This window comes from Hyunsoonleella jejuensis (assembly GCF_900111025.1).
Taxonomy (GTDB): Bacteria; Bacteroidota; Bacteroidia; order Flavobacteriales; family Flavobacteriaceae; genus Jejuia; species Jejuia jejuensis.
Genome location: NZ_FOFN01000003.1, coordinates 300,967 through 314,266, shown reverse-complemented (window position 1 = coordinate 314,266; position 13,300 = coordinate 300,967). Strand labels below are relative to the sequence as shown.

Sequence of the window (13,300 nt, the reverse complement as noted above, 5' to 3'; positions counted from 1 at the left end):
TATGTTTTTCTATGCAGTGTAAACAAGACAGAGCAGGTAAGTTTTTACAATTTCTAACGTTACATTTGTAATAAAATCTACAATGTTATGAATCACTTAAAAAAGAACACATTATTTTTCATTGTTTTACTCTTATCAGTCAGTGCCGTTTTATATACTTGCTCAAAAGAGAATGAGGTAGAAAAAGAATTGGAAGAAGAGATTATTGAAGAACCAAATCCAGATCCAGAAACACCCGAAGAAATTATTGTTGACCCAAATAAAGTTGTAACCATTAATACTGGAAGTGTTGCTGGAGAGTTCTACAATTTTTGGTCTACACGACCTATGGTGAACCAATCCCGCTTTAACGGTGCTGGTTTTAGAACATCGTTAAACCCAATTAAAGACTATGTAAAAAGCTACAATTTGGTAAGAACCATGGGAGGTAGAACCGATAATTTAAATGACTTTTATAAGGGTGTAGATGCCTCGGGTAATATTATTACAGATTTTGGCGAACTCATTTCTACTATGAGAAATTTTATGAGTACAGGGTTTAAACCTAGACTTGTGTTGAGTAAAGTCCCTTGGGAAATGGTTGCGGTAAAAATAGTTAATACCTACGGAAATACCAGTCCGCCTGACGATTATGACCATTGGAGACAATATGTAAATGCCTTTTTAACCGCGCTTGTTAACGAATTTGGTATGGCCGAAGTGAAAACTTGGCGTTTTAGAGTAAGTACGGAGCCAAATTATACACCAAACCACTGGAATGGCACTATGGAAGAGTATTTTAAGCATTATGATATTACCGTTGACGAAGTTTTAAAAGTAATACCTGATGCCATTATTGGCCCTGGTAATATGCTTACTGAAGGTGCGGCAACTTATACAACAGAACTTATTGACCATTGTGCTACTGGAACCAATTATGCCACTGGTGCTGTTGGTACTCAAATGGATTTTTTCAGTATTTCGTATTATGAGAAGATTGATCAAAATACGGTTGCACTACCCGAAAAAATTGAACCTTACAGAAATAAGTTGAACAGTTATTCGCAGTTTAGTAACATACCTCTTGATATACAAGAATTTGGAATGCTACGTGATGAAAACGGTGTAAGAGGTGTTAGTTTAACTGATGCTACAGAGCTGGGAGCCAGTTGGTATGCCAGAGTAGCTGATTTGGCTTTTGAATATAGAATAACAGAAATTTATGATTGGGGACAAGAAATTGAGGCTAGCGATTTACCTCAAGGTAGAAGAAATGTAACCAAAATGTTTCAAATGATGGAAGGAGGTACTAGATTGCAAACCATAGACAATCTGGCGGCTAATGTACATGCTGGAATTATTCCAGTTACTAAAAATGGAAATATATATCTATTGGTTTACAACCACAACACCTCAAGAAGCAGTACCAATACCCGTACTTTCTTCCCAATACTAGAAGGTGGAGAAATAACAGGGAATACAGAGTGGAAATTGAATGAATGGACTGTAGACAAAAACCATGGTATTATGATGCATGAGCTTTACAAAGATGTAAGGGCTGCTGGTGTAGGAGAAAAAACTAACGGCCGTATTTATGGAAATAGACCCTCAGACCGTTTTGAAGATGGTTGGAAAGATGTACTAAATTCCAATTTGGCTAAATATGAAAACATAGCTAAATTACCTAAAACTATTGAAGACAAGATTGTAAAAAAGATAGATGGTAAACTTACCTTAGAAGTTAACCTAGAACCGCATAGTGTTAAGCTTATTGAGTTAATTCCTCAATAGAATTTAACAAGCCATAAACATAAAGCCCTATTTTACAAATTTTAAAATAGGGCTTTAGTTTAGAGGTATTCTTTTCTTTATAAAATAAATATAGTCGCTCTAATTAATTTCGTGGTATATCATTTTGTAAAAAAGGCTTCCCGTTTCTAGGAAATTGGATTTCTAAAAGTTTTTTCATTTTAGATTCCACCTCACTATATGATTCATTTCCTGAAAGATTTACAAAAGACAACAGATTATCTTTGTGCTCATATAATTCTGCTCCAAGTATTTCGTGTGTTGTTGAATCTCGCCATTCTGTGTAACGCCATTGTCCATCTGTAGCTGTAACACCCATATATTTGTTACCTCTTGCGTAAACGCTTGTTGCCACTGGGTCCCATTTTTGGTTAGGATTATCAATTACTGGAACTAAACTATTACCATCAGAAGGTATGCTTTCAAAACCACAAATATCTATTAAGGTTGAAAATAAATCTACATTTTCTACTAAAGCATCAGATATTTTACCAGCTTTTCTTTGTTTATAATTTGTTTCTCTACTAATAATTAATGGCACTCTTGTGTCTATTTCCATGTTAGAATGCTTACACCATGCACCATATTCGCCAATTTTATAACCATGGTCGCTCATGAAAACTATCATGGTGTTTTTACGCAAATCTAAATCGTCAAGCGTTTGCATTACCTTTCCAATTTGTGCATCGATATAACTAACTGAAGCATGATACCCGTGAATTAAGTCGCGCGTTAAATCATCATCTAAATCGCCTTCTTTTGGAATACCATGATACCCTTTTAATTCTCCCCAATTGGTTAATGCTAATCTATAAACGCCTTCAGGTTTTTCTCTAGACGGAATTTTAAATTTACTTTTATCGTATAAATCCCAATATTTTTTTGGTGCATTAAAAGGCAAATGTGGTTTGCTTAAGCCAACAAACATTAAAAATTTATCGTCTTTTAATTTTTCTAAAGTTTCAATAGCATATTTAGCTGCTCGTCCATCCTTATAAGCTTCATCACTAACATCTGCAGCATCAAAAGCAGGCCCTTTTGGGTTTTTCCCTTCTTTTTTTAATTGCTCAATTATTGCTATATTTTTTGGATCGTTGTAAGTATTTGCTTCTTTCCCGTAATACACAGACCACTCTTTTTTATCGTCTGAACTATGATGATACACCTTACCAATACTTACTGTTTTGTAACCATTTTTATTAAACAATTGTGGCATAGATACTACATCTTTATGCACTTTTCGAAGTGGAGTAAAAATACTATAAATCCCCAATGTTTCTGGACGTAACCCTGTAAGTGTACTCATTCTTGAAGGCGCACAAATAGCTTGTTGTGTATATGCTTTATTAAATAAGACTCCGTCTGTAGCCAACTTGTCTATATTTGGAGTTATGGCTGTTTCACTTCCATAGCATCCTAATTCTGCCCTTAAATCATCCACATAGAACACCAATACATTGGGTGGCTCATTATCATTGTTTACTGAAGTTTTTTGAGCATTACAAGATGCTACGCTTAAAGCTAGAAGTACTACTATTATATTTTTTTTCATTTTATTATTTTTATTGAACTGGTTTTGGTGATTGCACAATACCCTTACCTTCCTCAAATTCCCAATGTGGAACAGCTGGCTTTTTCTTATCAAATGTGTAGTTGTATTTTTTAAGATAATAATCTCTTGATTTAAACTCATCTCCAATTTGAGCTAATTTCTCATTCAATATATTATCTAATTCTGTTTGAATTGTTTTGAACTCTGGTTTACCTAACAAGTTGTTCATTTGAAATGGATCTGCTACATTATCAAAAAACATACTTGGGCCGTCAGGTGTTCTTGAGTATGTATATTGTTTGGTTCTTAAGGCACGATATGGTGGATTATTATAACTTCCTGCAAAGGGTGCAACATTCATTACTAATGCTGCTCTATCTGCATTAGAATCAGGATTCTGTATTAGTGCTGTCAAATTTTCTCCTTCTATATCTTCAGGAATTTTTATATTGGACAACCCTAACAACGAAGGCAAAATATCTGGCGTGTTTATCGGTGCATTTACAACTGTACCTTTTTGTTGATCTATTCCCGGATAACTGATTAAAAACGGGACCCTAATTGATTCATCCCATGCTAGCTGTTTCTGGAAAGGTCTAACATCATGTGCCCCCATCATTTCGCCATGGTCGGCTGAGAATACAACGATAGTATTATTCAGTAAATCAAGTTCTTTTAATTTATCTAAAACGCTTCCTATGGCTTGATCGGTTGCGGTTGCATGTGCATAGTATCCTTGCAATTCTTCACGACTTCTATCTTTAAACTTCTCAGCAACATTTGGGTTTAAGGTTAAAGATTCTGGTGGGTACATATCCTTATACTTCTTAGGCGCATTATGGTGCGGAAAATGCGGTGTTGCAATTGAAATGAATGCTAAAAACGGTTTGTTACCCTTGGCATTTTCAGTTATATAATTATTGGCATCTTTAACAATTACGAATGGCGAATACTCGTTCCAGTATTTTATCTCAGGATCCTCATTATCATAATACGGCATTTTGGTGTAATTATGTGAGCACTCTAGAGCCTTCCAATAGTCAAAACCTTGGCGTCTTTCTTTTGGAGTGTAATTTAACCGTCCATGACCATCTAGGTGCCATTTGCCCCAATAAGCAGTGTTATAACCTGCTTCTTTGTAAATTTCTGCCATTGTTAATTCCTCAGATGGCAGATATAGATCATTTACAAACATACCAGTTGTAATTGGAAACTTACCAGTTAGCAACGCGGCTCTGTGCGGTGTACACACTGGCGTTACAGATACGGCATTTGTAAAATTAACCGACTCTTTTGCAAACGCATCTAAATTGGGAGTTTTTACATCTGGATTTCCTGCATATCCTAGAGCAGATCCTCTCCATTGATCGGTTAGAATGTATACAATATTTGGTTTTCTAGATACCTCTTTAGAATTTTCTGATACTGACTCTAATTTTGTTTCTTTTTTACAACTTGATAAAGTAACTACTGTTAAAATAAGAGCTATTGAAAATAATTTGATTTTCATTTTTTGGATAAATTGTTTGTTTGGTTTATTTAATTTTTTGAACCCCTTCTTTTGTTGCGTAAATTTCTTGTATTGTTCCGTCTCCGTTATAATATAAATATTCGATAGAGGTATTTCTTCTGAATTTTGAACCTCCATTCCAACCTTGCCAATGGTAGAAGAAATAGTTTTGTCCCTTATACTCTACTATAGAGTGATGATCTTGTCTTTGTTTTGGGTTGATCGCTCCTTTATATGCAAATGGCCCATAAGGACTATCTCCCATAGCATAAAAACCACCTAAACCAGCATTGTAAGAGAAATAATATTTTCCATTCCGTTTATGCATGTAACTGGCTTCAAAGAAATTTTTAGCTCCATACTCTATAATTCTGGGGGTTTCAGCTAATTCCAAAAGGTTATCTTTTAATAAAGCCATTTTTGGTTCTCTAACACCCCAATATAAATAGACTTTCCCATCTTCATCTTCAAACACACAAGGGTCTAACCATTGCCCTTCAACACCTTCTATCCAACCGATGTCTTTAAATGGTCCTTGAGGTACATCACTAACTGCTACACCACAACGCATATCCTCTTTAGAACCTTTTACCGAATGCGGATAAAGCAAATAGTACTTGTTATTTTTATAAATAGCTGTTGGTGCCCACATCCATCCTTTTGCACCCCAAGGAATATCTCTAGAATGTAATACTTCGCCATGGTCTGTCCAATTTACCATATCTGTTGATGAAAAGGCATGATATCCATCCATGGAATCATAGAATGTAGCATCTTCCATATCCTGAGAAGTGTACATCCATACTTTTCCGTCTTCCCAAACATGGGCAGACGGATCTGCAGTACGCATATGACGAATTACAGGATTGTTCTCCTGTTTTTCTATTGATACTTCAATTTTTTCAACCTGTTTCTCTTTTGTTTGGTTTTTCTGATTTTTACAACTTACCAAAGCAATCACAAAAAAAAGAAGTGAAATTTTAAATTTCATCAAATTAAAGTTGAGACGTGAATTTATAATCTCCAGGTTGCACTAACAGTTGAAAACCAGATGCATTACTATCCAGTAGCTCTGCGATATTATCGCCTATAAATGCTTCACCATTTAACACCAAATCTTTTTCTGTATTAGCAGGAATAGTAACTTTTGCCGTTGTATTTGGAGGAACTACTACATGTAATTCAAATTTATTTCCTTTTATTTCCCAAGAAGAAGCTACTTTACCATAAGGTGTATTTAAACTAGCTGCTGCTGATGTTAATGGTTCTTTTGGAACAGGCGCTATTCTAATAGTTTTGTAACCTGGTTCTAAGGGCGCTATTCCTGCAATACGCTCGTACATCCATTCGCCAATGGCACCATAGGCATAATGATTTAAACTATTCATTTTCATCGGGTTAAACCCTTCAGCTTTACTATAGCTATTCCAACGTTCCCAAATCGTTGTTGCGCCTTGATTTATAGAATAGAACCACGATGGATATGTTTCATTAAACAATATCTTGTACATCAAATCTATTTCTCCTGTTGTATCTAAAACTTCATATAATAATGGTGTTCCTAAAAAACCAGTTCGTAAATGATCATCAGCTTCTGCTATTTTTTCTAATAGATGCCTTTTTGCATTTGCTTTATGTTCATCAGATAGTAATCCAAAGGCTAAAGCTAATAAATAAGAGGTTTGTGTCTCTACAACATCTTTTATCTTTCCATTATCAAAAAACTTGTTTTCAAAAGCATTTGCAACCATTTTATATAAGGCATCGTATTTTTCAAATTCTTCAGTTTTACCTAATGCCTTAGCTGTTTTTGCTGTTATATTTGCGGAATGGGCAAAAAATGCAGTGCCTATTAATGAGTGCGACGTATCGCCTTTATTATCACCATTTTCAGGAAGTGGCTGTAACCAATCTGCAAAACCACCCATACTAGAAATGTAATTTTTAGTAACACTTTCATGGTATTTCACCCAACCTTTCATGGTTTCAAAATTCTCTTCTAGAATTCTTTTATCTCCTGTTCTTACATAAATTTTCCAAGGAATAATGGTACATGCATCTCCCCAACCTGCGCTTACTTTATTATTATATAATACATCTGGTACAACCCAAGGAATCCCTCCATTATCATATTGCGACTCGCCAACGCTTTGCATCCAGCTTGCCCAAAATTTATATACATCGGCATTAAACATAGATGCTGGCGCAAACACCTGAGCATCAGCTGTCCACCCCATACGTTCATCACGTTGTGGGCAATCTGTTGGAATATCGAAAAAATTTCCTCTTAAACCCCAAACAATATTACTTTGTAACTGATTTAACTTTTCGTGAGACGATGTAAATGTTCCGTTTTCTTCAAAATCTGAATATTGCACTAATCCTGTTACCCATTCTTTTGATGGCGTTTTTGAAGTGTCATATCCACTTAATTCTACATACTGAAATCCGTGAAATGTAAATTTTGGCATCCATTCTATAACACCATCTTTTGAAGCTGTATAGTAATTCGTTGACTGCGCACTTCTATAATTTTCAGTATAAAACGTACCATCTGGAGATAACTTTTCTGCAAATCGAATTTTTAGCGTTTGCCCTTTTTTCATAGGTACTTTAAGTAACGGCACACCCACCATATTTTGTTGAAAATCAAAAACAGCTACGCCACCTTTTTCTATAACTTCTTCTGTTGCTAATTCAATTTTAGTTTTAACAGTGGTATGTCTTTTTGGCTCTAAACGGATGTCATTCGTTACAGGAAACGTATTTATAGACTCCCATGTTTTATCATCAAAATTATTAGTGGTCCAATTTGGCATTTCTAAATTGGCATCATAGGTTTCTCCATCATAAATCTCTGATATTCTAGTTGGTCCGTTTGTTGTTCCTTTCCATGTATCATCAGATAAAATCATTTCTTTAGAACCATCTTTCATCGTTAATTCTAATTGAAATATCATTTTAGGCGTTTCTGTATCAACCCACAACTCTTTTTTCCAACCTAAACGTCCTGAATGCCATCCTGCAGCAAGCTCAACACCTATGGTATTTTGTCCAGATTCTATTAAATCGGTAACATCATACGTAATTGTTTCAATACGTTCTTTATAAGGCGTATATCCGGGAGGCATTACATCATCACTAACATCTTCTCCATTTATAGCCACATCAAACACACCTTTAGCGGTAATATATAATTTTGCTGAAGCTACATCGCTAGACAATTCGAAACCTTTTCTTAGGTATTGCGGTCTGTGAATGATATTTTCTTGACTTCCTAAAACCTTTTCTTTTTTTGTATCTAAACCAATCCATTTCGCTTTCCAATCGCTATTACTTAACAAACCCAACTCAAAATGACTAATTTCACTCCATTTTGAAGCTTCATTATCTTGATTCCAATATTTTACTTGCCAATATACTTTTTGACGTGATTGTAAATCTGCTCCAGCATATTTTACCCATGTAGATTGTGCTGTTTCCTGTTTTTTAGAGTTCCATAAATCTGCATTATCAGGTAATAAATCTGGACTGCTAGCTACTACGATTTGGTATGCTGACTGACTTGAAACACCTTCTGAAACTGGCAATTGCCATGAAAAACTAGGTGTTTTATCATAAAACCCTAACGGATTTTCAAACCCTTCTGAAATGGTTAATTTTTGAGGATCTTGCAAAACAACTTGTTCTTTGCATGATGCTATATTTAAAAAAATAAAAGCGCTTAATGCGTATACAAAATATTTGAAGTTTGATTTTTTAAACATGATTTAAAGTTTAGTTTGAAAGTTATAGGTTCCTGGTTCTGCTAAAATTTTAACTACATTTTTATCAGAACTTATTAATTTTAAATTTGAAGTTTCCGTGAAATCGTTTCCGTTTACAAGTAAAATATTTTGAGTTGCATTTGGAATATGAATTTCTGCAGTTGTATTCGGCGGAATAATAACATCTAAAGTAAAGGTGTTATTTTCTATTTTCCATGATGATGCTACTTTGCCATAGGGTGAGTTCACACTTGCAGAAGCCGATGTTAAAAACTCGGTATTTGGTATGGGTGCAATTCTTATTTTCTTGTATCCTGGCTCTAAAGATGCTAAACCAGCTATTCGTTCGTACATCCATTGCCCAATAGCACCATAAGCATAATGATTCAAGCTATTCATAGGCTGTGGATTATAGCCCTCTGCTTTACTATAACTGTTCCAACGTTCCCACATAGTGGTTGCCCCTTGATTTATAGAGTAAAACCATGATGGATAGGTTTCTTTGAAAAGTATTTTATACATCAAATCTATTTCTCCCATATCATCTAAAACCTTTGGTAAAATTGGTGTTCCTAAAAACCCCGTTCCTAAATGATAATCAGCATTTTTAATTTCTTCAAGTAAATATTTTTGTGCTTTTAGTTTGGTTTCTGGTTTAAATAAATCAAAATAAATACCTAGCAAATAACTTGTTTGCGTTTGTATCTCACCTGTAAACTTTCCTTCTTCAAAAAAGGCGTTTTCAAAAGAATTAGCAATAGCTTTATATAAGGCTGCATATTTTTTTGCATCATCCGTTTTTCCTAAAACACCAGCAATTTTAGCGACTAAATGGGCTGAATGCGCAAAAAAAGCGGCATGTATTAAATCTTTTGGTGTATCGCCTCTATTACCCATTTTTCCAGATTTAGAAGGATAAGGTTGCAACCAATCTGAAAACGAATGCATGTATGGCAAATAAGGTTGCTTTTTCACTTTGGATTGATAATATCCAACCCATTTTTTTGCCGACTCATAACTTTCTTCAAGCACTGTAATATCTCCAGTTGCATTATAAATATCCCAAGGAATAATTACAGCAGCATCACCCCAACCAGAACTTCCGTTTTTGGTTTGTAACACATCGGGTACAATAAAGGGTACCATACCGTCTTTATGTTCAGACTGATTTTCTCTTAAACTTTGCAACCAAGCTGTCCAAAAGGCATGCACATCATAGTTAAACAACGATGTTGGTGCAATAACCTGAGCATCTCCTGTCCAACCCAAACGTTCATCACGTTGCGGGCAGTCTGTAGGAATATCAAAAAAGTTATCGCGTAACCCCCATGTAATATTGCTTTGTAATTGATTTAATTTATCGTGAGACGATGTAAATGTTCCTTTTTTCTCGAAATTAGAATGTTGCGCTATACCTTGCACCCAAGAAGTATCTGGTTTCGCATTTTTATCGTAACCACTTAATTCTAAAAATTGAAATCCGTGAAACGTAAATTTTGGAACGTATTCTATAACACCATCTTTAGCTGCTATATAATAATCAGTTGACTTTGCAGAACGATAATTTTTAGTATAAAAGGTATTGTCTTTCAACAACATTTCAGAAAAACGAATTTTTAAAGTATCTCCTTTTTTCATAGGTACTTTTACTTTTGGCACACCTACCATATTTTGCTTCATATTAAAAACCGATGTATTTTCTTTAACCGAAACGATTTCTGCATCGTTAAAAACAACTTGATTTTTTACGGTGTGATGTCTTTTTGGAGCTAATTTAACATCCTTAGCAATCGCCTCAACTTCAACCGATTTCCAGTTAGAGTCGTCAAAAGCAACAGTGTTCCAATTTGGTATTTCAAAATTTGCATCATATACTTCGCCATCGTAAACACTTGCTAAACGTATTGGTCCGTTGGTTGTTCCTCTCCAAGATTCATCAGAAACAATGGTTTGTTTTGAACCATCTTTAAGCACAACTTCTAACTGACATAGAATTTTTGGTGATGCAAAATTTTCATATAACGCTCTACCTCTACTAATTCTTCCTGAATGCCATCCAGAAGCCAATTCTACCGCAATAGCGTTTTTACCAGTTTGTAAAAGTTCAGTAACATCATAGGTCAATGTTTCTATACGATGATTGTATGGTGTCCAACCCGGCGTCATGACATCATCACTAACATCTTTTCCATTTAAATGCACATCAAAAACGCCTTTTGCGGTAATGTATAGTCGTGCTGAAGCAACATCCGTAAGCAACTCAAAACCTTTTCTTAAATATTGCGGCTTATGCATTAAAAACTTTCTAACGCCTTTAATACTATCTTTGGCGGTGTCTAATCCAGCCCATTTAGCTTGCCAATCGGAATTATTTAGTAGGCCTAATTCAAAAGTGTTTATATCACTCCACTCAGAAATATTATCATCTTGATTCCAATACCTTACTTGCCAATATACTTTTTGTCTTGATTCAAGGGCTTTTCCTTGATATTTTACAAAAGTAGATTGTGCACTTTTTTGCTTTTTAGAATCCCATAAATCGGCATTACCTGGCAATAATTCTTTTGACGACGCTACAACTATTTGGTAAGCAGATTGGGATTTAATTTGTTCTGACACGGGGAGTATCCAGGAAAACGTTGGTTTATTATTGTAAAATCCTGTTGGGTTTTTAAAACCTTCAGAAAGTGTAAGTTCTTCAGGCTTTAATATTTGCGTCTTATTACATGAACTTAAAAACGTTAGTGTTAAAAAACTAATTCCTAAAAATAAATATCGAAAATTCATTGATTTTTGAAAACTAAAATAAGTACTGATTTGAATTATAAATTTAATTACTCTCTTGTAATATTTGTGACGGTGTTGCTTAAATTCTTTGTCATCTTATTATTTGAATACACGCCCCACCTAAAATGATAAAGTGCAGCTGTATTTTCTAAAGTGCTTTCTTCGGAAATCCCAGTAAACTTCAATTCATCATTAAAATAGACTTCCATGTCTTTACCATTACTTCTGATTTTAATTTTGAAACTTTTTACTCCATTTGCCCAATCTTCATCTGTAGAAATACGAAAATTTCCATTAGCTCTTGAACCAACATGTATTCTTCCACTTGACTTCACTTCAACTCTAAGTTGAGGACCACAACATCCCGCAAAAAGTTGTGCAATAGTATAGGTTTCATCAAGTTTTCCACTTGGTTTCATAGCCGCTTCAAAAGTATGCCACTCAGAACCTTGTTTCCATTTTAAACCTTGACCTGCTTCTGTTCTTGCATGTTTTCTTTCTCCATTAAACTCGTCACCAATAAAAAGTTTAAAGACCTGTTTATTTGCTGCTTCTTCATACCATTTTGATACTTTGTTAAAATCTTTTCGCTCGACATCAGCATCAATAACAGTAAATAAATTAAACGGACTGGGGATACCTTCATTGGGAATTAAAGGAATTACATCTACCTGCTCTTCTTCTTGTTGCTGTTCATCTTCCATAACGTCATTATTACTATCACCTCCAGAACAGTTAAACAGAACAAAACAACTAAAAAGATAAACCATGTATTTTTTCATAAGAAATGTTTTAAATGGAAAAAGCAAGATTGCTTTTTTTAGAAGAAAAACTATCCTGCTGTATCTCGATTTACGGATAATTATTCGACTAATTATAATCCACACAGTACCTTCGTTTATACCTATATAAAAAGCCATTAATCAGCGAGAACTTCTTTAGCTTATCTCCTTTTTGAGAACTTCTCTTAATGTCTCAACATTAAATCAGATAAAGAGCCATAGAAATCGAATTTACACTCAGAACAACCTACCCCATCATTCATGCATAAGAATAACTGAGTCTGTACAATGACTCTTAGTTATACTGAAACTCACTATCCAATTTTACGTTTTCAAACGTTTTATTTTTAGGAAGGTCAAACGCATAGCTTGTTTTTTGATCCCAAGGCACCTCTATATCATGCTTGGTTTTGAATTCCATAACATGTCCTCCCCACTTGCGGTCATCAGAGATAAAATGAAAATGATGACCATAGGCGTTAATATTACCAATATATTCTGGACAATAAAAACCAACTAAGGTACCACTGATGTTTTCAGCTTCAAAAACAGGGCGTATGGGTAACAGCACGTCAAGCCCATCTGTAAATGGTTTTTCAACCTTGGGTACACCACCAAGTTTTATGTAATCGAGCTTCACAGGAACTCTGTACGCATAAAAATAATGCTCGGATTCCATTTTGGTATTTAGCCTGTTTTGAAAGGTAGGATAATCTACTGGTCCCTTTATTTTAAAAACACCTTCCTCGTGAAAAAAAGTGGCATCAGCATAGACAATTTCGTCCTTATCTTGTCCAACACTTATTTCTCCATTTTCTCTTATGCGATATGGTACACCATCTAACATGACCAATTCGCCATCGAGATAATCAAAAGAGCCTAAACCAATATCGCCTTTGCTTTTGAGTTCCAAAACTTTTAAATCACCATCAAAAACTTTATTTACAAAGGCAAACCAAATCGAATATTGGTAAAATACATCGGGTTTATTCTGAACAATAGTATTATTTTCTTCTTGGAGGCTTACAATATCTTTTTGTTCTTGCTTACATGAAGTTGCTATTATCAAAAAAATGATACATAAGGCTACGTTTAGGTGTTTCATAATATAGAT

Annotated in this window: 8 protein-coding genes; 1 reads left to right on the top strand and 7 read right to left on the bottom strand. The window is 34.7% G+C overall.

The window, feature by feature from the left end; genetic code table 11:
• Window positions 1–87 precede the first annotated feature (87 nt).
• On the top strand, window positions 88–1,770 hold the full coding sequence (locus BMY39_RS11255; RefSeq protein ID WP_092579677.1) for a GH39 family glycosyl hydrolase: 1,683 nt from the start codon (window positions 88–90) through the stop codon (window positions 1,768–1,770).
• 103 nt (window positions 1,771–1,873) lie between these two features.
• Here the strand turns inward: BMY39_RS11255 and BMY39_RS11250 are convergent, their stop codons facing one another.
• From BMY39_RS11250 to BMY39_RS11220, 7 genes are all read right to left on the bottom strand, one after another.
• The gene (locus tag BMY39_RS11250) at window positions 1,874–3,340 is read right to left on the bottom strand and encodes a sulfatase (RefSeq protein ID WP_092579675.1); all 1,467 of its coding nucleotides are present in this window, start codon (window positions 3,338–3,340) and stop codon (window positions 1,874–1,876) included.
• Between the two features lie 10 nt (window positions 3,341–3,350).
• Entirely contained in the window at window positions 3,351–4,850 is a 1,500-nt protein-coding gene (locus BMY39_RS11245) for a sulfatase family protein (protein WP_177176593.1), read from the bottom strand.
• 25 nt (window positions 4,851–4,875) lie between these two features.
• Window positions 4,876–5,841: a family 43 glycosylhydrolase gene (locus BMY39_RS11240; RefSeq protein ID WP_092579671.1), complete on the bottom strand. Its 966-nt coding sequence runs from the start codon at window positions 5,839–5,841 to the stop codon at window positions 4,876–4,878.
• A 4-nt stretch (window positions 5,842–5,845) separates the two neighbouring features.
• Window positions 5,846–8,617 carry a family 78 glycoside hydrolase catalytic domain gene (locus BMY39_RS11235; RefSeq protein ID WP_092579669.1) on the bottom strand — a complete coding sequence of 924 codons (2,772 nt, stop codon included), beginning with the start codon at window positions 8,615–8,617 and terminating at the stop codon, window positions 5,846–5,848.
• 3 nt (window positions 8,618–8,620) lie between these two features.
• Window positions 8,621–11,404 (bottom strand): glycoside hydrolase family 78 protein, encoded by a 2,784-nt coding sequence (locus BMY39_RS11230; protein ID WP_092579667.1) that lies wholly within the window; start codon window positions 11,402–11,404, stop codon window positions 8,621–8,623.
• A 47-nt stretch (window positions 11,405–11,451) separates the two neighbouring features.
• Window positions 11,452–12,186: a polysaccharide lyase family 7 protein gene (locus BMY39_RS11225; RefSeq protein ID WP_092579665.1), complete on the bottom strand. Its 735-nt coding sequence runs from the start codon at window positions 12,184–12,186 to the stop codon at window positions 11,452–11,454.
• Between the two features lie 295 nt (window positions 12,187–12,481).
• Window positions 12,482–13,291, bottom strand: a complete 810-nt coding sequence (locus tag BMY39_RS11220; protein ID WP_092579663.1) for an acetolactate decarboxylase — start codon at window positions 13,289–13,291, stop codon at window positions 12,482–12,484.
• Window positions 13,292–13,300 lie beyond the last annotated feature (9 nt).